Genomic DNA, 23,319 nt, shown 5'->3' on the forward strand with positions numbered 1-23,319 from the left:
CTACAATTTTTAACCAATTTTAACAATTTCATTTTAAATAGATTAAATGAAATAAAAAAATCCGTTAGATTTTGGCCAATCTAACGGATTAAAATTGAATTAAAAACTACTAATAAAGAAATTTATTGGCATTAATCATTTCTACTGCAACCGCTTGTCTTGCAGCTTTAACGTTAAACGGCTCCATTTTTGTAAATCTTCTTAATCCCACCATCATCATTCTTAGTTCATCGCCATCAGCAAATGCCCAAAGTGCTTCCTTACCAGCTTTATTTACAGCATCTACAGCCTCTGCAAAATAAATTTTCATTAAATTAATTTGTCCGGCACAAGCTTCCTCTCCTCTCATACTTACTAATTTCTCTGTACGTAACATTGCAGATTCTGCAACATAAACGTAGCTCGCCATATCGGCAATATTCATTAATATTTCTTGCTCCTTACTTAAGCTCATCATTAATTTCTGAACCGCAGAACCCGCCACCATTAATGTTGCTTTTTTAAGATTTGCAATTATTTTTTTCTCAGCTGCAAAAAGTGTATCATCTTCTTCTCCAAAATCAGGAATCGACATAAGTTCTGATGCTACAGCTGTTGCTGGAGTCATTAAATCTAATTCTCCTTTCATTGCACGCTTCAACATCATATCAACAGTAAGTAATCTGTTTATTTCGTTCGTTCCTTCGAAAATTCTGTTGATCCTAGCATCTCTATACGCTCTATCCATAGGTGCATCTGCTGAGAATCCCATACCACCATAAATTTGTACACCTTCGTCAACTACAAAATCTAATGCTTCAGAACCCCAAACTTTTAGAATAGCACATTCTACCGCAAATTGTTCAGTTGATTTTAATTTTGCTTTAGACTCATCCATACCACCTGCAACTAATGCATCGAAAGCATCATCTATGTTTTGTCCAGCTCTATAACTTGCTGCTTCTACTGCATAAACTTTTGCGGCCATTTCTGCCAATTTATGCCTAATAGCACCATATTTAGAAATAGGGCGATCGAATTGAATACGCTCGTTAGAATAATTAATTGCTGTATCAATTACTTTTTTAGAAGCACCTAAAGCTGCCGCAGCTAATTTTATTCTTCCAATATTTAAGATGTTAACTGCAATTTTAAATCCATTCTCGCGCTCACTTAACATATTTTCTACAGGAACCATACAATCGTTGAAGAAAATTTGGCGTGTAGAAGAACCCTTAATACCCATTTTATGTTCTTCTGGATTCATGGTAATTCCACCGAAAGCCTTTTCAACAATAAATGCAGTTAAATTTTTATCATCATCTATTTTAGCAAAAACAATAAAAATATCAGCAAAACCACCATTCGTGATCCACATTTTTTGGCCATTTAAAACATAGTGTTTACCATCAGCACTTAATGTAGCTTTAGATTTTCCTGAGTTGGCATCAGATCCAGAATCTGGTTCAGTTAAGCAATAAGCCGCTTTCCACTCTCCGGTAGATAATTTTGGAATGTATTTATCTTTCTGAGCATCATTTCCATAATATAAAATAGGCAATGTTCCAATTCCAGTATGTGCAGATAAAGCTACTGCAAAGGAATGTCCCGCACCACACACGTCTGCAACAAGCATAGATGTATTAAAGTTCTTCCCAAAACCACCATATTGTTCTGGAACAGAAACACCTAACATACCTAGTTCTCCTGCCTTAGACACCAACATCTCCATTAAACCTTCTTCCTGGTTATCTATTCTATCTAAATTCGGATAAACTTCTGCCGCTAAAAAATCACGACAAGTTTGAGCAATCATTTGCTGCTCTTCATCAAATTCTTCTGGTATAAATACATCCTGATAATTAGTTTCTGAGATTAAAAACTCTCCACCTTTTATTGATTTTTTAGTACTTTCCATATCTTTTAAATAATTTTTTTACTTAGTATATCTTAAATAAACGCTCAATTATAACATTTCAAATATTCCGGCAGCACCTTGACCTGTTCCTACGCACATACTTACCATACCATATTTTTTGTTTCTTGATTTTAGCTCATTAAATAGCTGAACAGATAATTTTGCTCCTGTACAACCCAGTGGGTGACCCAATGCAATGGCTCCTCCATTTACGTTAACGATAGATGAATCAAGATCTAAATTTCTGATAATTGCTAACGACTGAGAGGCAAAAGCTTCATTCAATTCAATTAAATCGATGTCCGACTTTTTTAATCCCGCTTTATTTAGTGCTTGAGGTATTGCTTCAATTGGTCCAATACCCATAATTCTTGGAGGAACACCCGCAACACTATAACTTACCAATCTAGCTATGGGCTCTACACCTAGTTCTTTTAATTTTTTTTCTGAAACTACTAAAACAAAGGCCGCACCATCTGAAGTCTGTGATGAATTTCCTGCCGTAATACATCCGCCAGCAGCAAAAACAGGCTTTAACTGACTTAATCGCTCTACTGTAGTATCAGCTCTTGGACCTTCATCTGTATCTACTACATAAGATTTAGTTTGCTTTTTACACTTATCATCCAAATAATTCTCAACCACATTGATTGGTGCAACACCAGCTTTTAGCGCGCCCGATTGAATAGCCTTAATGGCTTTCATATGAGAATTATAAGCAAATAAATCTTGATCTTCCCTACTTACATTATACTCTTTTGCTACCGCTTCGGCAGTAAGTCCCATTCCCCAATACCAATCTGGATTATTTTTCGCTACTTCAGGATTTGGCACTAATTTCCATCCCCCAAATGGCATTCCCGACATTACCTCAACTCCACCTGCAATAATACAATCGGCCATTCCCGACTTAATTTTAGCCACTGCTGTTGCAATAGTTTCAAGTCCAGATGCACAATATCTATTTACCGTAACTCCAGGAACCTTATCGGTATCTAATCCCATTAGAGAGATCATTCTACCAATATTTAATCCTTGTTCTGCTTCAGGAGTAGCATTCCCAACAATTACATCATCTATTTGCTCTTTATCTAAATTCGGAACAGAGGCAACTAATTGCCTAATCACATCAGCAGCTAAATCATCCGCTCTTGTAAAACGAAAAACTCCACGAGGTGCTTTCCCAACTGCTGTACGAAGTCCTGCTATTATATATGCTTCCATAATAAATTATATTTTTAAAGCTTATGGTCGAGTTTTCAACCTAAAGCCCAATTAATCTTCAATTAGTTTCTTAATGGTTTTCCTTTAACTACTATACTTTGAATTCTTTCTAGCGTCTTTCTTTCACCGCATAGCGATAAGAAAGCTTCGCGCTCAAGATCTAACAAATATTGTTCAGTAACTTTTGTAGGTGATGATAAATCGCCACCACACATTACATAACCTAATTTTTCTGAGATCTTTTTATCGTGTTCCGAAATAAAATTACCAGAATACATACTGTTAGCTCCAGCATAAACAATTCCTAATCCTTGTTTACCTAAAACCATAATATCTTTTCTTTGAACTGGTTTAATATAACCTGCATCTGCAAGTTCAATTGCTTTTGCTTTAGCATCTGCAATTAATCTGCTTCTGTTCATCGAAATACTAAACTTATCTTTTTGTAAGTAGCCCAAGTCTAAAGCTTCTAAGGCAGAAGTAGATACTTTAGCCATACCAATGGTTAAGAATCTCTCTTTTAATGTATTTTGCACAATTTGATCTTCTTTAAACTCATCAGAAGCTCTCAAAGCAAATTCCTTTGTACCACCACCACCAGGTATCACTCCCACACCAAATTCTACCAATCCCATATAAGTTTCGGCACTCAATTGAACATGATCTGCATGTAAGCTAAATTCACAACCGCCACCCAAGGTTAAATTATGAGGTGCAACTACTACTGGAATAGATGAGTATCTTATTCTCATAGATGTGTTCTGGAACATTCTAATGGCCATATTTAACTCATCCCATTCTTGTTCAACCGCCATCATAAATATCATCCCAACATTTGCTCCAGCAGAAAAATTAGCACCGTCGTTACCAATTACAACCCCTCTATAATCTTTTTCTGCCATATCAATGGCTTTATTAATAGCTGTTAAAGTATCGCCGCCAATGGTATTCATTTTAGAGTGGAACTCAACATTTAAAATTCCATCACCTAAGTCAATAATAGATGCACCAGAATTTTTATATAATGTTTTTTTAGCTCTAAGGTTATCTAAAATAATGAATGAGTCGGACCCTGGAAGCGGCAAATATGATTTCGAAGGAATATCATAATATTTTTTTATGCCATTTTCAACTTTATAAAATGAAGTGTTTCCTGCCGACAACATTTCTTTTACCCAAGCAGCTGCTTGATGACCCAAGGCCTCCATACCTTTAATTGCCTCTTCAACACCTACTGCATCCCAAACTTCGAATGGACCTAAATCCCATCCAAAACCTGCGCGCATTGCATCATCTATTCTATATAGTTCATCAGAAATTTCAGGGATTCTATCTGATACATATTCAAATAAACCAAAAAATGAAGCTCTAAATAATTCGCCAGCGCGATCTTTACCCGCAGCAAATACTTTCATTCTATCTTTTACACTTTCAATAGATTTTGTTAAATCAAGTGTCGCCGATTTAATCTTTTGCTGTGGTCTGTATTCTAATGTTTTAAGGTCTAATGCTAAAATTTCTGTTTTACCTTCAGCATTTTTTGTCTTCTTGTAAAACCCTTGCTTAGTTTTATCACCCAACCAATTGTTTTCTTCCATTTTACTTACATAAGCTGGAAGTTTAAATAAATCGTGTGCTTTATCTTCTGTACAATTTTCGTAAAGGCCCTTTGCCACCTTTATCATTGTATCTAATCCTACTACATCAGTTGTACGGAATGTAGCCGATTTTGGTCTGCCTAATGCAGGGCCAGTGTATTTATCAACCTCCTCAACTGTTAGATCCATTTTTTCTACCAAATGCAATAATGCCATGATAGAGTAAACACCCACTCTATTGGCTATAAATGCAGGGGTATCTTTACATAGTACAGTGGTTTTCCCTAAGAATTTATCGCCAAATTCCATTAAAAAATCCACTACCGAAGGGTCTGTTTTTTCGGTCGGAATAATTTCTAATAGTCTTAAATATCTTGGAGGATTAAAAAAGTGGGTTCCGCAAAAATGTTTTACAAAATCTTCACTTCTACCTTCTGCCATTTTTGATATGGGAATACCAGATGTATTGGAAGTAATTAATGTTCCAGGCTTTCTATATTGCTCAACTTGCTCAAAAACCTTCTTTTTAATTTCTAAGTTCTCTACAACCACCTCAATTATCCAATCGTAATTGGAAATTTTAGACATATCATCCTCAAAATTACCCGTGGTAATTTTATCCAATGATTTTTTGTTATAAATAGGTGATGGACTGGTTTTTACTGCTGTATTTAAAGCATTATTTACAATACTGTTTCTAACTGCAGGCTGATCTAATCTCATTCCTTTTGCCTCTTCTGCTGCTGATAATTGTTTTGGAGCAATGTCTAATAACAATACCTCAACGCCAATATTTGCAAAATGACAAGCAATACGGGAACCCATTATACCCGACCCTAATACAGCTACTTTATTAATTTTCCTGTTCATAGTATTCAACTGAATATTCTGTGGCTAATACGTTTAATTTCTTTAATAATTCTGATAATTGCTGTTGTTCCTCTTCTCCAAATGAAGCATTTAAATATTCATTAAATCGCTTAACTACTGATTTAGCAATTTTTTGTTTCTCTTTGCCTTCTGAAGTAAGTTTAACTAAAATAGATCGTTTATCATCTGCGGCAATTTCTCTGGTAATCATGCCAGATTTTTCCATGCTGACTAACATTCTCGATAAACTGGTTGGCTTAACACCTTGCAATGAGGCCAATTTAGTTACAGCAGTACCATTCTCTTCTATATTTATGAGCATATAACCTATGGCCTGAGAAATACCATGGGTGGAAGCAATTTGATTGTATTTATTCAATACAGCTTGCCATGCTAGTTTTAAGTGATAATCTAAAGTTTGGTGATGCATCTTAATTTACTATGCTTACATAACAAATGTATATTTTAATTTTTTATTATGCAAGCATAATAAAAATTAAAATCAAAAAAAGAGGCTGTTCTTTTTAAGAATCAGCCTCTTCAAAAAATTATTAAATTTTAGATTTAGAATAAGGTAAACTCTACCCTTCTATTTTTCTGACGACCACTTGCGGTATTGTTAGATGCAATTGGCTGGTTCTTACCATAACCAGTTGCCTCAATTCTCGAAGGATTAGCTCCTTGCGACACCAAGTATGATTTTACAGCTTCTGCACGGTCTTTAGATAATTTCAAGTTGGCAGCATCTGAACCTACATTATCTGTATGTCCAGCTAATTTTAAGCTGAAATTTTTATCAATTAATAGTTTTGCAACTTGATTTAAAGATGCATAAGACTTAGATCTAATAGTTGATTTTGCAAAATCAAATTCCAAATTCTTAATAGCTTGATCAACAATTTTACGATCAGCATCTGTGATGATTACTTTTTCGGTAATTTGATTTGTTAACTTAATTGGACAACCAGATCCATCAACAGGTGTTCCTGAAGGAGTTCCAGGGCATTTATCAAATTTATCTGAAACGCCATCTCCATCGGCATCTGCCATTAAACTATTTAAATCAGATCTCAATTTCGAATTCTCAGATTTTGAGTTTTCTAAATCAGTTTTTAATGTACTCACCAATGCATTTGCAGATGCTGCATCAGCTTTAGCTTTTACCGCTTCATCATATGTTAAAGCTACAGGGTTGTGGAATGCTAATTGCTTTCCTTTACCTAAGTTAAATTCTAATCCCGCATAAGCGTAATTAAATTTATCATTTGCGCCTCTGTAATATCCATCTAAATCATCTGCATCTACAAAGTTCACTGTCCACCCCAAATCAAAATTTACTGCATCCGAAATTTTAAATTTAGCCCCTAGTCCTACCGGAATGGTTAACTTATCAGTTTTAATATTCGTATTTGCAGTCCCAGCTCTACCAACCGTGTTAACTTCATATCCTACAACTCCCGCTCCTATTGAAGTATAAAGCTGTAGTGCATTTTCCTTCTTAAACATATCTATGTTAAACATATTTACCACAGCATTTAACGAAGCTGTATAATTAACATCAGTTTCGAAGGATGCGTATGGACTAACATTTATAGCTCCCGAACGATAAGGTTCATTATTATCACCGGCCAACTTGCCTGCATAGCCATCTGCACGTAATGAAAAATAATTAGTGAATTGCTTTTTTACATACAGACCATAACCTAGTTTAGAAGTTCTGTGAGAATAATCGTTCTGACCACCAAACGGCGACAATGGGGTAAGCGCACCTACATTAACACCAATAGACCAAGTCCTCATAGGAGGATTAGCACCCGAATTTGTTTCTTGAGCAAAAGCACCATTCCCAATGATAACGGCTCCAATTGCTATAACAGTTCCTTTTAATAATTTAAATTTCATAGTATTAATTTTTAAATTTATTCTGGTAATTGCATAGTGTTATACAATACACATACCAAATTCAATAATTAACTATACAAAAGAGTATGCCGCTAAAAATCAAACGTATAGCTCAATTTAAAATAAAGCTTTAGCGTTCAGTTTTAGCTACAAAAAATTAAAGTTTATCGACAAACTTCCAGTTGGCTTTATAATTTTCAGGAATAGGTTTATTATTTAAAATCACCCTAACTAAATCTACTGGCATAGAATTATTTTGTAATATTTTATCGTGAAAAGCCTTATTCGTCATCTTTCCCGAAGCAACCATTTCCTTATGTAATGCTCTAAATTGTAAACCACCAATCATATAAGCAATTTGATAAAGTGGTCCGTAGCCGCCTGTAAAAGATCTTCTAACTTCAGCCTCCGCATTTGCCCTTTCAAAACCTACTCTGTTTACTAAAAAGTCGATACATTGTTGAGGTGTCCATTTCCCTAAATGATAATTAGTAGAAAAAATTATTCTTGCACTTCTATGCATTCTCCAAAACAGCATACCTACTCTATTTTCTGGAGACTTTGCGAAATTATTATCCCACAATAACATTTCCCAATACAATGCCCAACCTTCAGACCAAAATGGCGTACCAAATGGTCGTCTATAAGTTTTATACCTATTTTGCATATAATATTGAAGATTATGACCAGGAATTAATTCGTGATGAACCGTTGCTCTAGCAAAATGTTTATTATTACCACGCAAACTCATCATCTTTGCTGTATCTGTCATACCATCGGTTGGATAAGCTATTAATATAGATTCACCACCTAAAAAAAATGGAGCTGTTAATTGCTCTTGGGCAGATAACATTCTCATAGACCATCCCTCTTTTGCAAGTTCAGGAATGGTGATTAAGTTTTTACTTTCTATAAATTCTACTGCTTCATCTGCCAAAAACTTAATCAATTCAGGCTGCTTTCCTTGAGGAACATAATCTCCTTTAACTTTTTCTAAAGCCTTTTTCCAGTCATCCCCAAAGCCCATTTCATTTGACGCTTTAAGCATTTCGCGATCACTCCAGGCGAATTCTTTCAACGCAACATCTATAAGCTCTTCTGGGGTATAAGCAATCATCTCCCCTTCTAAAGCCTTAATAAATGCTTCTCTACCAATCGGATTCCCAATTATACCACTTCCATCGTCTACTTGTTTTACTTTGGCTGATTTAACAGAATAAGCTTTGATTAGATTTCTTAGCGAGCTCTCTGCCTTTAAATAAATAGGCTTTACCTGTTGAGTGAAAACTGGATCATAACCATCATAAAATTTAAAACTCTCTACTAATGCCAACCTATATTGCTCCGCTATTTCATAAGCTTTAACAAAATCTTTAGCCTCAATTTCATTATAATTATCGAGTGTTTTTATGGTTTCATCTACTTTAGAAATTAAAAATTCAAAATCCTTAGCTACTTTATTCCCATCTTGAACCGTACCAACACTTCTTAATCTTTGAAATTCTTCAATATAATTTTTCCAGCTTAAAATTGGTAACAACTTATTCTTTGCAACTTCATTTTCCATAAGCTGCTTATAGTTTATAGATATGTTGCGTTTTAATAGTTGATAATCTACTTGCTCATTTACACTTAGTTTAGCATAATCTATAGATTTTAATTTTTTATCCCAATCCTGATAAAATTGATGCATTCTTTTAAAATACGCATCTGAATACTTTATTGGATATTTTCTATTCATCATTTGGTTATCTGCTTGATATTCGCTTATAACCACAACCATATTTAAATCATTAATTTTAATGGCACTTGTGAAAATCAAAAGCGAAAAAAATAACGAGAAAACCCATAGAAAATTCCTGTTCATAATAGTTTTTTTTAAATGTAATTAATAAGCGACTATTGCATCATCACCACGCGGATCTGCACCACCCTGGTAATAGCCCCATTTTGTAATTAGAATTGCATCAACTCTGCCAATTGGCCCACGTTGTTTAAGCAGATAACCTTTAGAATTTAGCTTTTTGAGAACTAAAGAATCCAATGCTCCTTCTTCATAATTTACAACATCTGGTAACCATTGGTGATGAATTTTTTTAGCAGAAACAGCCGCCTGCATCGTTTTTTCAAAATCTATTACATTTAAAATAGTTTGAAATACTGAAGTAATGATGGTAGATCCTCCAGGTGTACCAACTACCATAAACAATTTGCCATCCTTTTCTAAAATGGTTGGCGTCATAGAGCTCAACATTCGTTTTCCTGGCTCAATTGCATTTGCTTCACCACCTACTAAACCGTACATATTTGGCGCTCCTGGCTTAACAGAAAAATCGTCCATTTCATTGTTCAATAAAAATCCGGCGCCTTTTACAACTACAGCAGAACCATACGATCCATTTAAAGTAGTAGTTAACGATACTGCATTCCCTTCTCTATCAACTATAGAAAAATGGGTGGTCTCTTCATGTTCGGCAGGCGATAATACACCAGCTAATATTTCATTACTATTGCCAGCTTTAGCAAAACTAAAGCTCGACATACGACCTTGTATATATTCATTCGAAAGCAACTGCTGGACTGGAACTTTAAAATAATCTGGATCTCCCAAATAACTTGCCCTATCTGCATATACGCGTCGCTCTGCTTCTACCATTAATTGTACGGTAGAGTCTGAATTAAATCCATACTTATTAAGAGCATAGGGTTCAACAGATTTTAATAATTGAAGTAATGCTATTCCACCACTTGATGGTGGGGGCATGGTAATAATTTTATAGCCTCTATAAGTCCCAGTCAATGGTTCTCTCCACTCTGCAGTATAATTTTTTAAATCTTGCAAAGTAATTATTCCATTTCCTCGTTTCATTTCAGCCACAATACTATCTGCAACTGGCCCTTCGTAAAATCCCTTTTTGCCCTTATCTCGAATTAACTTTAAGGTTGTAGCTAATTCAGTTTGAATTAATTTATCCTTTTCTTTCCATACAGCATTCTTATTTATTAAATTGGTGCCCAATGGATTTAATTGAACTAATTTTCCTTTTAACTCATTTAATTCTCTAGCCTGACGAGCGGTTATTTCAAATCCATTTTCTGCTAAATTTATTGAGGGCTGAATTAATTCGGCCCATTTCAATTTACCAAATTTTTTATGCGCTTCTTCCATACCAGCTACAGATCCTGGAACCCCTGCTGCCAATGCCCCGTATAAACTCTTTTCAATAATAGGATTTCCGCTTGCATCTAAATACATGTCTCTTGTAGAAAGTGAAGGTGCTTTTTCTCGAAAATCTAATGTAGCCATTTCTCCTTTCGCTGAGCGATAAACCATAAATCCACCCCCTCCTAAATTCCCTGCGTTTGGATAAACTACGGCTAAAGCAAATTGTACAGCTACAGCTGCATCTACTGCATTACCCCCCTTTTTAAGAATTTCAACACCAACATTAGAGGCGTAATCACTCGCAGATACAACCATTCCGTTCTTAAACTGACCGGATGCGTTTTGACCTATTTGACCGTTAACACAAGAGGATAATATTGCTACAAACAATAAAAACCCGTATTTATATTTTTGAATTTGCATTAAACTATCCTTTAAAATTCTTTTCTGCTCTTATGTATAAGTCATCAATTAAACGAGCATATTTATCTACAATAATTTTTCGTTTTAAACTCAATTTCGGGGTTAATTCTCCGCCTTCAATACTCCACTCTTTATCAAGTAATATAAAGTCTTTCACCTGTTCCCACTTGCCAAACTCCTTATTATAAAAAGTTATTTCCCTACTATACTTATCTAAAACTTGTTCATTTTCTAACATTTCTTTTCTTGAGGTAAAGCTTAAATTTTTAGTTTCACACCATTTTTCTAATGCAGAAAACGATGGAACAATTAAAGCGCTAGAGAACTTTCTATTTTCTCCAACTACCATTATTTGTTCGATAAGAGACGATTCTTTAAACTTAGTTTCTATAGGTTGAGGTGCAATATATTTCCCCCCAGCTGTTTTAAAAATCTCCTTTTTTCTATCTGTGATTTTAAGAAACCTACCTTCCACCATTTCCCCTATATCGCCCGTATGAAACCAGCCATCTTTTTCAATACTTTCTGCAGTTAAATCATCTCTTTTATAATAGCCCTTCATTATATTGTGCCCACGCGCCAATATCTCTCCATCTTCTGCAATTTTAACTTCAACACCTTTTATTGGACATCCAACAGTTCCAAAACGATTTGATGCAAAATCATTTACAGTAATTACTGGCGAAGTTTCTGTTAAGCCATATCCTTCAAAAACAGGCATCCCTGCTGCCCAAAATATTCTACATAAACGTGGATTTAAAGCTGCTCCCCCAGAAACCATTAATTTAATCTCATTACCCATAGCCTCTTTCCATTTCTTAAACACAAGTTTTCTGGCAATCCCCAATTTAAACCTATACCACCAACCACTATTATGATCATAAACTTCAGCTAAACTAACCGCCCAAAAGAATATGTTACGCTTAATTCCAGTAAGTGCCTTTCCTTTCTCCATGATTTTATCATAGATTTTTTCTAACAGACGAGGCACACAAGTAAATCCATCTGGTTTTATTTCATTAATATCAGCCACAATGGTATCCATATTTTCGGCATAATAAATACTTAAGCCTAAATAAAAATACATGTAGATTACCATTCGCTCGAATATATGAGATAATGGCAAAAAGCTCATCGTTGTCTTAATGTTTGGCGGGAATAAAACGGATGAATTAATTACATTTTGCACTAAGTTATTGTGGGTTAACATAACACCTTTGGGCTGACCAGTTGTTCCTGATGTATAAATTATCGTTAAAATATCGTCAGCAGTAACTTTTTCTCTATACAATTCTAAATTATGCTCTTCTGAGGGATTTAAAAGGGTTTTCCAATGGTTCGCCCCCTCTATTTCATCAAATGTAAATAGCTTCACATCAATATTCATTGATTTAACTATTGATGAAGCTTTTTCAAAAAGTGCCTTATCTGCAACAAATAAAATGGATATTTCAGCATCATTTAAAATAAACTTAATATCATTTTCTCCTAGTGTAGGATATAATGGAATTTGATATGCACCTAATTGCATGATTGCAAAATCACAAATATTCCATTCTATTCTATTAGACGACATAATTGCCACCCTCGAACCTTTTCCGACGCCTAAATTTATTAAACTATTACTAACTAAATTTATTTGATTCTGAAACTCAGTATTGGAAATTTTATTCCATTTTCCCCCAACTTTTCCATTTAAAAAATCATAATCCCCTCTTAATTGAATATTATAAGGAAGAAAATCAAAAACCCTTTTTATTGTAGTCGACATATAGTTCAAATTTAGTTTTTGTGTTTAGGAACACGTGGTTTCCAAATCTAATAAAATCGTACAATTTTACAAATCGGATAAAGCTCAAAAAGAGCTATTTATATTCAAAAAATAGTTTTTCCAGCAAAAAAGTTAAAGTTTTTTCTGAAAATTCATGATTGTGGCTTAATTTTCGCTATAATTTTTTTTTCTAAAACAAATCGGTTGATTCCGGTATTTAATTAAAAAAAAGATTAATATGAAAAGATTATTATTAGCAATTGTATTCGGTGTGGTTTTAGCAGCTTCTTCAAGTGAAGCTCAAGCACAAGTAAATGGAAGTTCTTATAAAACTGCAGGAGGTCTTAGAATTGATGTAGGCGATGGAGCTTCAGGATTCGGTTTAAATGTTAAACATTTCCTTACTTCAACAGGTGCAATTGATGCCAATTTAATATTTTTTGATGGTGGTGCAGTTGGACTAGGGGGAGAATACCAATATAATGGAAATGTAAATGGTGCTTCAGGCCTAAAGTATTATGCAGGTATAGGTCCAAATTTTATCTTCGGAAATAATAATACTGAAGTTCAAATTAGACCAGTTTTGGGATTAGATTATAAAATCATTAACGCACCTTTAAACTTTGCGTTTGACTGGAGACCTTCATTAACCGTTACGGATGGTCCATCTGAAGCTGGAAGATTTGGTATTTCAGTTAGATTCGCATTTAAATAAAAATTAAATAGTTTAATTAAAAATCCCATTTAGCAAAACACTAAATGGGATTTTTTTATTATATACTTAACCTTAAATTTCAACTTTATGGTTATCAGCAGCTTTCGGAATTTGCTTTTAATACCTACTCACCGCTGATTCCCACCTTTCAATCATCCCTAATTGAGTAATAAATGGTTTATTAAATTCATATCAAATATGTGTTACCATTCTAAAAATCAAAAATTTATTATACCAACTACATCAATTATTATCCCAAACCCAATTTTTAAAGGTATAAACCTATTTAATCCTAAAATATTTTATGCTTATTAATATGGGTAAAGAACTTATCTCTATATTTTGCACCTACAATGAATTCCCTATCATTTTTCATCGTTATTTTATTTCCGCTAACTTTTAAAATATGACGTAGAGAAATTATTTGAGATTTATTAATTCTTAAAAAATATAGTGACTCTAAGTTTTTCTCAACTTCTTTTAAACTTAAATAAGTAATTGAATTCTTTGATTCTGGCTTAGAGGAGTCAAAATAATTAAAGATTACATAATTCCTCAACCCTTCAACACTTAATATTTCCTTAATGGAAATTGAAGAAAAGGAATTTTTTGATCCTCCTTTTAAATAGAAATTTCCAAATTTATGCGTCTCTAATATTTGCTTCTCCCTAATTTTATTTTTAATCTTAAAAATTTCAATATTAAACTTTTCTTCTGTTATGGGTATATGTAAATAGTTATCCGCACCAACATCAAAAGCAAAACTGGTAAAATCCTTATTTTTTGAAGTTAAAATCAACGACTTTGTACATTTTCTTAAATATCTACATACCTCAATTAAATCAGAAGTTTCTCTATTAATTTCGAAAAAAATTAGATCGATTTCATTTTTATGCAACTTTTCAACCATTAATGCATAGTTAGTGGAATTAAACACGTCCACAATTTCGAAATCCGTAATATTAGTTAGATAATCCGCTAGAAGATTTAAGATAGATGCATCTTCTCCAATAATTATTACTTTCATAACTTTAAATTAATTGAAAAATATACTATTAATTTAAAGTTAATAAAAATTTTAAATTATTTATGATTGTTATTATTAAAAGTTCAACTAGAGAATAATTATTAAAAATTAAATCATTATAAGTATAATAAATTTTAACTTTTATAAATTTAAAAGGCTAAAATTACTTTTTGATTAATTCATATAATTCATCAAGTTTCGGAGACAACACAATCTCTATTCTCCTATTTTTACTTCTATCTTCAGATGATACATTGGGCACCAATGGTTGAAATTCACCTTTCCCAGTAGCCGTCATCCTTATTTGTTCGACCTTAGTAACCTCGGTAAGAAATCTTACTACAGAAGTTGCCCTCAATACACTTAAATCCCAATTATCTTTAATCTGACCTAAATTATTAACTTTTTGATTATCGGTATGACCTTCAACTGCTATATTTATCTCAGGCTGTTGTTTTAAAACTTCAGCCAAACCCGTCAAAGCTTGTTTCCCTCTTTCATCAATAATTATACTTCCAGAAGGGAATAATAACTTGTCAGTAAGTGAAACATATACTTTCCCATTTTTCAATTCAACACTTAACCCATTTTTTGTAAATCCAAGTAAAGCATTCTGAAGTTTCTCTTTTAACTGCTGACTAGCTTCTTCGCGTTTATTAAGAATTTCTTCAACTTCCTTTAAACGAGATTCTCTGACCTTTAAATCGGCAAGTAATTTATTGATTTCAGCATTAGAATTAGTTTTTAAGGCGTTTAATTTAACTTCACTATCTTCCAATTCACTTTTTAAGTTTTTAATCATCCCATTTAATACGGTCGTATCATAACGAAGTTTGGAAATGTATTTTTCTAAATCCTCAATTTTAACTTGCGCTTCACCCCAACCCTTACTTAGCGAGTCTTGTTTTGCTAATAATGAATTATACTTTTTAGGTGATAAAATCACGCATGAACTTAAAAATAGAAGTAATGAAATAGTAGATATTAATATAGAATGCTTCATGCTGATTAAATTGTAATAGAAGTCCTAATAAAGGCTATAAATGAAGTTAATTTTTGAAAATCTTTCTGTAACTCATGAACGAAATTCTCTGCTATTAATTGTTCATCTGTATAAGGTTTTGATACTTCAAAGCTTTTTAATTTCAAATATTGCATTAATTCATGATCAGGCGAATAACCTATTGGCGCCCGCTTTAAAGCATTCTCAAAATTGAATTTGAAGTTAGATGAAAAATATTTTTCTGAAATTAAATTAATGAAATCACTTGAATTATAGTCTAATTCTTGCCTGATTAATTTCAAATGCTCCCCACTTGGCATCCAATAACCTGCACCTAAAAATGATTGATTAGGCTGGATATGAAGATAATAACCTGGCCCACTTGCCAAATTAGTAAAACTTGGCACCCAAATTCCGAAGTACTGCTTATAGGGATCTTTATTCTTACTAAATCTTATATCTCTATAAATACGCAATACAGCTTTTTTAACAGGATAAGTAGCAGGAACTGCCGGGTCTATAGCACTTATGATATTAATTATTTCCTCAGCAAAATTTAAAACATTATTTTTTGCAGATTCATAATCTAACTTATGATCTAGGAACCAGTCTTTATTATTATTTGCTGAGAGCGAATTTAAAAATTGTAAAGTTGATTTTTCAATTTTCACTTTGCATTTTCTTTACACGGAACTTAGTATACCATAGCACACCTACCCCACCAGCTAAAGCAAAAGGGAAAGACAATAAATACAAAACAGCACGATTTATGCCTTTAGTATGTGTATTACCGTTCTGAGCGCCCAATTCTGCATTAGCAGAACACATAGAACATTGCGCCATAGCATCCCCAGCTGAAAATATCAGGAATACAACAAACAATATTAATAGGCCTCTTTTCATAATAACTAAAAATTATAATAAGGAGATATCATTAAATATACGATTACCCCAGTAACAGCAACATATAACCATATAGGAAACGTAATTCTTGCAATTTTCTTATGATGTTTAAATTGTTTAGACCATGCCCTTACAAAAGAGATTAACACCAATGGGATTACAAGGATAGATAATAATATATGGGTAATTAAAATAAAAAAATAAACGCTTCTAATTGTTCCTTCACCACCAAACTTAGTAGATTCAGAAGTCATATGATAAGCGATATACATCAATAAAAAAACCAGAGATAAAAAAATAGCCAATTTCATTAAGCCTTCATGAAGTTTGAACTTTTTATTCTTCACAGCAATAATGGCACTAACTAATACTACAGCAGTAGTTCCATTTATAAATGCATAAATTTTAGGCAGGAAATTTAAAGGAGTGGCACCTGGAATTTTAATCACAAATAATGCTGCTACAGCTAAAGGAATAACCACTGAAAGCAATATTATTAGTTTCTTAAATTTTAAACTTTCACTTTGAGTGCTTAAATTATCTTCCATCATTTATATTTCTTAATTCTTCTGCAATTAAAACTTTAATTTCATCTTCTAGTCTTAATAGACTTTCAGCATTGGCTACTTCATAAATTCCTCTTATACGATGTTTATAATCAACTAAAACCATCATATTTGTATAAGAAATTGGAGTGGTATTGTTAACATCTAAAAGCAGACTATTTTTAACTGCCAAATAAATACTATCCTTCTCACCTGTCAACAACTTATGCTGACCATAGTTTACATTTAAACTATCTGCGTATAAATTTAGGCGTTTTTGAGTGTCAACTTCAGGATTTAAAGTAATACTTAAAAATTTGACACGTTCGTTACGCTGAAATGATTGAGCAAATTTAGAAACGGCAAGATTAGCAATTAAAGCAGGATGACCAGCTTGAGTATAAAAAAGATTAAAAACGAAAATTTGATCCTTTTCAGAATTAAAGTCAAATTTCTTTCCTTCTTGATCTGTTAATACAGGTAATTTAACTTCATGATAAATTGTATCACGTATCTTTTTACCCATTTTAGAATGAAAAGTATCAGCAGGTGTTTTTGGCCCAAAATAGGCTAATGTTTTGTATCTGTTTTTACCTTTTTCCTCTAGTAAATAATACAAAAATCCTGGCAACGCTAATATAGTTACCAGGATTAATATTTTTTTTATTGAAAAGTTCTTCATTTAACCAACCATATGCAAGTTCAAAAATTCACCTTCAATTAGCATAAGTACTATGAAGTAAATAATAAAAATGAATGATACAGTTAATGCTAATTGAAATCCAAACTTCTCATATTTTAAGTGCATAAAATATGCAACAATATAATAAGCCTTAATTAAGGTTAAAGTAATATATATTGTATTTCCTATTAATAAAGCGTGATTACCAAAGTAACCTGCTGGTTTAACCCAAAGAGCAATTATAAACTCAATAACAGTTAAAACCAATAAAATAAAGAAAACCTTCCAAATTTTACCTACAGATAACTCTTCGTGTTCTTCTGAACTATGATTATTTACTGACATAAAAATAAGATTAAACTAAATAGAAAAATGTAAATACGAAAACCCAAACTAGATCGACAAAATGCCAGTATAAACCAACTTTTTCAACCATTAAATAATGACCTCTACGCTCAAAAGTTCCATTTATTACCATAATTAAAACTATGATATTAATAACAACTCCTGTGAATACGTGGAAACCGTGGAAACCGGTAATCGTAAAGAATAAATTTGCAAACTGTTGAGCAGCTATTGTAGATGGCTCTCCTAAAAAGAACGCATTTAAGTCAGCTGGAATTTGTCCCCAATTAAATCCTTGGTGAAACAAGTGACTCCACTCTAAAGCTTGACAGCCTAAGAATACAAAACCACCAATAATAGTTGCAACCATCCACCAGATAACTTCTTTTTTCTTACCTCTATGACCTGCATTTACAGCTAATACCATAGTTAATGAACTCATAATTAAAATGAAGGTCATTATACCCACAAATACCAATGGATAACCGCTATCAGCTATACCTGGAATAGATTGAAATACATGATCAGGGTACGGCCAAGTATCTTTTGAGAAACGTTGAGCTCCGTAATACACTAATAATGAAGAAAATGTAAAGGCATCAGAAATTAAGAAAAACCACATCATGATTTTTCCATACTCTAAAGACCATGGGGATCTTCCACCGCTCCAAGGGGTGGATTTAACTTTGTCTAATTGGGTGATAGAATCCATTATTTATTGTTGTATTTAGTATTATTAATTCTAACTATTCAAAAGTAAAAAAACATACAGATATATCCATAATATATCTATAAAATGCCAAAAAATACTGGCAATTTGTACACGAAAACCTTGTCGCTCTAAAGAAATCCCTTTATATGAGCCCAATAATACGCCGATAATAATAAATATCCCGGCTAAAATATGTAATAAATGGAAACCAGATAATACATAAATCATAGAAATTGAAGCGTTATTATTTACTAAAACCGCTCCATTTAATATTAAACTCTTCCAACCTTCAAATTGTAAAGCACCAAATATAACGCCTAATATTATTGTAATCCACAACAACATCCTTTGTCTAGCAAAATTTCCAGATTTAAAAGATTTTGATGCAATAAATAAACAAATACTACTTAACAGTAATACTACAGTGCTATACATAAATAAGTCTGGTAGCACTAAACCATGACCTTTACCTTTAGCTTCCGAAAATACAATATAATAACTTGTAAATCCACCAAACATAATTGATGAGGATACTACAAATAACCACACTATAAATTTCTTAGCCTTAAAAGTTCTTTGTTCTTCCGAACTTGTTAAATTATCAACCATTATTATTTACCTAAAAAATCTATTAACAATACTACTTGCACAATAGGCAAATAGAAAAATGAACCAAACATTACTTTTCTTGCATCAGCCATTTCTAAAGTCTTATACAACTTGAAACCGTAATAAGAAAAAATCACCCCTAAAATTAGTGAAACAACACCAATAATATATCCTCCAAATCCCATAAAGGTAGGAATTAAAGAAATAGGGATTAAAATTAAAGTACTTACAAAGGTAATAAAAGCACTTCTTTTATCTCTGTGTGTAGTTGGCAATAATCTAAAACCTGCCTTTTTATAATCGTCATCTAATACCCATGCAATTGCCCAAAAGTGTGGAAATTGCCATACAAATTGGATTAAAAAGATAATAATTGCTATATCATCTATTTTACCATGTGCCGCAACATAACCTATTAACGGCGGCAAAGCACCTGGAATTGCACCAACAAACACGGCTATTGGCGATTTCTTCTTTAATGGCGTATAAGCAAATGCATATAAAAAAATAGAAAAAACAGATAATAAACCCGTTTCTAAGTTTAATTTACCTAAAATATAAGTACCTAAAATACCCATCACTAAACCAGATACCAAACCCTGACCTGTGGTCATATGCCCAGAAGGCATGGGTCTGTCCTTAGTTCTTGACATTAATTTATCTAGATCTACCTCAATAACTTCGTTAAAACAATTTGCTGCACCTGTAACCAAAAACCCACCAATAATAAGTAAGCCCCAATTTCCCCAATCTATAGGTGATATTATCCCTTCAGCATTTGGTACTTGAGATCCTATTAGAAACGATACAGAAGCTGAAAATACAACTAGAAACGTTAACCTAAATTTTATGAGTTTCGAGAAATCAGAAAAAAACTGCTTCAATTTAATTGTGGTTTGTAAGTCTTGGTTCTATTAACCAATAAGTATAAATAAAACTGCATCCCAAATAATAAAACAGCAAATAAAATATGAATCATTTGGGTAACAGGAGGAAGTCCTAAATAAGTTAAAATAATTCCGCTAAGAATTTGAACGATCAAAATTCCCAACATCCAATTACAAACAATTAACGGTTCTGCTTTGCCATTAAATCTATCCTTTATCATTTTATAAAGAATTACATTAATAACAACTACAAAAATAGATAAGTTCCTATGGTCAAAAAATATTTTACCTGTCTTCTCAACCCAAGAATCTCTATTTATAAAGTTTAATTGTTTAGCGACAACATCAATTGCTTCCCTTACTTCGGTACCTAATATTATTTGAATAAAACTTAATATTAAAGAGATCACAAGGAACCATTTTAACCATGGTAATTTTGCCATAATAACATTGGCCTCTTTATTTAAGTGTTTAGAATAAAAGTAGGTGTAGATTAATATAGAGACAATTACAACGGCCAGAAGCATATGAATAGTTACTACCCATTGAGTTAGATTTGTGGTAACCACAATAGAACCCAACCAACCTTGATAAATTGTAATTCCTAAATTAATTACACTTAACCAGAAAATTCTTGGCGCAATTTTAATGTAATGATAAGATTTAACAGCTAATATTATCAATAAAATTCCTGTTAAAGCCCCAATTAGTCGATTAACATATTCAGTCCATGTTTTAGTAGCATTAAAAACTTCTGGCTCTAAAACAGATTTATCGTTACGAATTTGATCGGCTAATTCTTGCTTCCCAATTTTTTCTAAAAAACCAGCAAAACGCTCATTTTTCTTAATTCTACCTTCAATATATTTATGTTGATAGTTTGGGGGTAACTGAGCAGAATTAGTTGGTGGAACATAGCTATCGAAACATTTTGGCCAATCTGGGCAACCCATTCCTGAGCCCGTACTTCTAACTACACCTCCAGCTAATATTAACAGAAAAGTAATAACAATTGTAAAAAAGTTAAATCTAATAAAGTTATTTTCTGCTTTTGACACCATCACTTGTATTGGTACTATGCATAAACAGGAAGAAAATCTTCCTGTTTATACTGTATATTTTGAAATTATCGCTATTAAGAATTTTTAGTCTCTTCTAGCGGATTTGCATCATTCCATTCTTTTTGGATGCGCTCCATTTCAGCATCACCTTCAAAATCATGAGGCATATTAGATCTCATAGTTTGAGAGAAAGGTACAGTCTGAGGAATAAAATCTTCATCAGCACCTGGCTTACTGTAATCGTATGGCCAACGGTAAACTGTAGGAATTTCTCCTGGCCAGTTTCCGTGAATGTGTTCTACTGGAGTTGTCCATTCTAAAGTTGTACCACCCCAAGGGTTTTGAGGAGCACGTTTTCCTTTAAACATAGAATAAAAGAAGTTGAATAAGAAAGCAACTTGTGCTAATGCTCCAATAATTGCAGCCCATGTAATAAATACGTTAACAGTTAACCATTTATTCATGAATTCAAATTCAGTAAATGCATAATATCTTCTAGGTACACCATCTAATCCTAAGAAGTGCATTGGGAAAAACACTAAGTAAGCAGAGATAAAAGTTAACCAGAAGTGTAAATAACCTAATTTAGAACTCATCATTCTACCGAACATTTTTGGATACCAATGATAAACACCAGCAAGCATACCAAAAATAGCCGCAGAACCCATTACCAAGTGGAAGTGAGCAACTACGAAATAAGTATCGTGTAAGTTTATATCTAATGCAGCATTACCTAAGAAAATACCAGTTAAACCTCCTGAAATAAAGAAAGAAACTAATCCAATAGCAAATAACATAGCAGGAGTGAAACGAATATTACCTCTCCATAATGTAGCTAAGTAGTTAAAAGTCTTTACAGCAGATGGAACCGCAATAATTAAGGTTGTAATCATAAATACACCCCCTAATAATGGATTCATACCAGTAACGAACATGTGGTGACCCCATACAATAAATGATAATGTAGTAATACCAATTAATGAATAAACCATCGCATGGTAACCAAATATTGGCTTACGAGCATTCACTGCAATAACTTCAGACGAAATACCTAAAGCTGGCATAATAACGATATATACCTCAGGGTGACCTAAGAACCAGAATAAGTGTTGCCATAAAATTGGCGAACCACCTTCATTTGGTAAAATTTGAGTACCAAATGCCATATCACTTAAATAGAAACTGGTACCAAAACTTCTATCAAAAATTAATAGAACTACACCGGCAACTAATACTGGGAATGATAAGATACCTAAGATAGCAGTTAAGAAAAATGACCAAATTGTTAATGGCATTTTCCATAAATCCATCCCTTTAGTACGCATGTTTAAAACAGTAGTTACATAGTTAATACCTCCCATTAATGAAGAAGCAACGAACATAACCATACTGATTAACCATAATGTCATACCAGATTTAGAGCCATCAATAGCAGTAGGTACAGCAGACAAAGGAGGATAAATCGTCCATCCCGCACTAGCTGGACCAGTTTGTGTAAAAAATGAGCTCATCATTACAACACATGCACCAAAGAATAACCAATATGAAAGCATGTTTAAGAATGGTGAAGCCATATCTCTAGCACCAACTTGATAAGGAATTAATAAGTTACTAAATGTACCACTTAACCCTGCTGTTAAAACAAAGAATACCATTATGGTACCGTGAATGGTAACTAAGGCAAGGAAAAAATCAGGCTTAATACGACCGCCTTCAGCCCATTTACCTAAAAAAGTTTCTAAAATAGGAAACGATTTATCTGGCCAAGCCAATTGTAACCTAAATAAGATAGATAAAACCATTGCAATAACAGCCATTATAACACCTGTTATAAGGAACTGCTTAGCAATCATTTTATGATCTTGACTAAAAACATATTTAGTCAAAAATGTCTCTTTATGATGACCATGAGAGTGGTCGTCATGATTATGATGATTATCTGTATCGTGTATTGCTATTGTTGACATAATTAGCTTTCA

The 23,319-nt window shown here is 33.0% G+C and carries 21 protein-coding genes; 1 reads left to right on the forward strand and 20 read right to left on the reverse strand.

All coding sequences use genetic code 11. From position 1 onward, the window contains the following. Positions 1–109 precede the first annotated feature (109 nt). From VRU49_RS01790 to VRU49_RS01825, 8 genes are all read right to left on the reverse strand, one after another. Positions 110–1,897 (reverse strand): acyl-CoA dehydrogenase FadE, encoded by a 1,788-nt coding sequence (locus tag VRU49_RS01790; RefSeq protein ID WP_330145057.1) that lies wholly within the window; start codon positions 1,895–1,897, stop codon positions 110–112. A 48-nt stretch (positions 1,898–1,945) separates the two neighbouring features. Further along, positions 1,946–3,121: an acetyl-CoA C-acyltransferase gene (locus VRU49_RS01795; RefSeq protein WP_330145058.1), complete on the reverse strand. Its 1,176-nt coding sequence runs from the start codon at positions 3,119–3,121 to the stop codon at positions 1,946–1,948. Positions 3,122–3,183: 62 nt separating this feature from the next. Continuing rightward, complete coding sequence (locus tag VRU49_RS01800) at positions 3,184–5,589, reverse strand: 3-hydroxyacyl-CoA dehydrogenase/enoyl-CoA hydratase family protein (RefSeq protein ID WP_330145059.1); 2,406 nt, start codon at positions 5,587–5,589, stop codon at positions 3,184–3,186. Further along, positions 5,573–6,019 carry a MarR family winged helix-turn-helix transcriptional regulator gene (locus VRU49_RS01805; RefSeq protein WP_330145060.1) on the reverse strand — a complete coding sequence of 149 codons (447 nt, stop codon included), beginning with the start codon at positions 6,017–6,019 and terminating at the stop codon, positions 5,573–5,575. Before VRU49_RS01805 ends, VRU49_RS01800 begins: the two co-directional genes overlap by 17 nt. A gap of 134 nt (positions 6,020–6,153) precedes the next feature. Then, positions 6,154–7,491, reverse strand: a complete 1,338-nt coding sequence (locus VRU49_RS01810) for an OmpA family protein (RefSeq protein ID WP_330145061.1) — start codon at positions 7,489–7,491, stop codon at positions 6,154–6,156. A 157-nt stretch (positions 7,492–7,648) separates the two neighbouring features. Further along, positions 7,649–9,358 carry a DUF885 domain-containing protein gene (locus VRU49_RS01815; RefSeq protein WP_330145062.1) on the reverse strand — a complete coding sequence of 570 codons (1,710 nt, stop codon included), beginning with the start codon at positions 9,356–9,358 and terminating at the stop codon, positions 7,649–7,651. 21 nt (positions 9,359–9,379) lie between these two features. Further along, complete coding sequence (gene ggt, locus VRU49_RS01820) at positions 9,380–11,080, reverse strand: gamma-glutamyltransferase (protein ID WP_330145063.1); 1,701 nt, start codon at positions 11,078–11,080, stop codon at positions 9,380–9,382. A 4-nt stretch (positions 11,081–11,084) separates the two neighbouring features. After that, positions 11,085–12,851, reverse strand: a complete 1,767-nt coding sequence (locus VRU49_RS01825) for an AMP-dependent synthetase/ligase (RefSeq protein ID WP_330145064.1) — start codon at positions 12,849–12,851, stop codon at positions 11,085–11,087. A gap of 238 nt (positions 12,852–13,089) precedes the next feature. Between VRU49_RS01825 and VRU49_RS01830 the strand changes: the two genes are divergently transcribed. Next, positions 13,090–13,566: a hypothetical protein gene (locus VRU49_RS01830; protein WP_330145065.1), complete on the forward strand. Its 477-nt coding sequence runs from the start codon at positions 13,090–13,092 to the stop codon at positions 13,564–13,566. A 292-nt stretch (positions 13,567–13,858) separates the two neighbouring features. On the opposite strand, the gene VRU49_RS01835 is transcribed toward VRU49_RS01830, so the two are convergent. The 12 genes from VRU49_RS01835 to VRU49_RS01890 all read right to left on the reverse strand — a co-directional run bounded on the left by VRU49_RS01835 (position 13,859) and on the right by VRU49_RS01890 (position 23,307). Next, the gene (locus VRU49_RS01835; protein WP_330145066.1) at positions 13,859–14,593 is read right to left on the reverse strand and encodes a LytR/AlgR family response regulator transcription factor; all 735 of its coding nucleotides are present in this window, start codon (positions 14,591–14,593) and stop codon (positions 13,859–13,861) included. A gap of 163 nt (positions 14,594–14,756) precedes the next feature. Beyond that, positions 14,757–15,596, reverse strand: a complete 840-nt coding sequence (locus VRU49_RS01840; protein ID WP_330145067.1) for an OmpA/MotB family protein — start codon at positions 15,594–15,596, stop codon at positions 14,757–14,759. Between the two features lie 5 nt (positions 15,597–15,601). Next, the gene (locus VRU49_RS01845) at positions 15,602–16,267 is read right to left on the reverse strand and encodes a DUF2461 domain-containing protein (protein WP_330145068.1); all 666 of its coding nucleotides are present in this window, start codon (positions 16,265–16,267) and stop codon (positions 15,602–15,604) included. Beyond that, positions 16,257–16,499, reverse strand: a complete 243-nt coding sequence (locus tag VRU49_RS01850) for a hypothetical protein (protein ID WP_330145069.1) — start codon at positions 16,497–16,499, stop codon at positions 16,257–16,259. Before VRU49_RS01850 ends, VRU49_RS01845 begins: the two co-directional genes overlap by 11 nt. A 5-nt stretch (positions 16,500–16,504) precedes the next feature. After that, complete coding sequence (locus VRU49_RS01855) at positions 16,505–17,050, reverse strand: DUF420 domain-containing protein (protein WP_330145070.1); 546 nt, start codon at positions 17,048–17,050, stop codon at positions 16,505–16,507. After that, entirely contained in the window at positions 17,037–17,726 is a 690-nt protein-coding gene (locus tag VRU49_RS01860) for an SCO family protein (protein ID WP_330145071.1), read from the reverse strand. The genes VRU49_RS01855 and VRU49_RS01860 overlap by 14 nt, the downstream gene beginning before the upstream one ends. Then, positions 17,727–18,071, reverse strand: coding sequence for a cytochrome C oxidase subunit IV family protein (locus VRU49_RS01865; RefSeq protein ID WP_330145072.1), 345 nt, complete (start codon positions 18,069–18,071; stop codon positions 17,727–17,729). 10 nt (positions 18,072–18,081) lie between these two features. Further along, positions 18,082–18,783, reverse strand: coding sequence for a cytochrome c oxidase subunit 3 (locus VRU49_RS01870; protein ID WP_330145073.1), 702 nt, complete (start codon positions 18,781–18,783; stop codon positions 18,082–18,084). A gap of 30 nt (positions 18,784–18,813) precedes the next feature. Further along, a complete protein-coding gene (locus VRU49_RS01875) occupies positions 18,814–19,392 on the reverse strand; it encodes a cytochrome c oxidase subunit 3 (protein WP_330145074.1) in 579 nt (192 codons plus the stop codon). Between the two features lie 2 nt (positions 19,393–19,394). After that, the gene (gene cyoE, locus VRU49_RS01880; protein WP_330145075.1) at positions 19,395–20,276 is read right to left on the reverse strand and encodes a heme o synthase; all 882 of its coding nucleotides are present in this window, start codon (positions 20,274–20,276) and stop codon (positions 19,395–19,397) included. Further along, positions 20,273–21,340 (reverse strand): COX15/CtaA family protein, encoded by a 1,068-nt coding sequence (locus VRU49_RS01885; protein ID WP_330145076.1) that lies wholly within the window; start codon positions 21,338–21,340, stop codon positions 20,273–20,275. Before VRU49_RS01885 ends, cyoE begins: the two co-directional genes overlap by 4 nt. A gap of 74 nt (positions 21,341–21,414) precedes the next feature. Further along, positions 21,415–23,307: a cytochrome c oxidase subunit I gene (locus tag VRU49_RS01890; protein ID WP_330145077.1), complete on the reverse strand. Its 1,893-nt coding sequence runs from the start codon at positions 23,305–23,307 to the stop codon at positions 21,415–21,417. Between the last annotated feature and the right edge of the window lie 12 nt (positions 23,308–23,319).

Origin of the sequence: Pedobacter flavus, from assembly GCF_036324285.1 — a bacterium.
GTDB classification, from domain to species: Bacteria; Bacteroidota; Bacteroidia; order Sphingobacteriales; family Sphingobacteriaceae; genus Pedobacter; species Pedobacter flavus.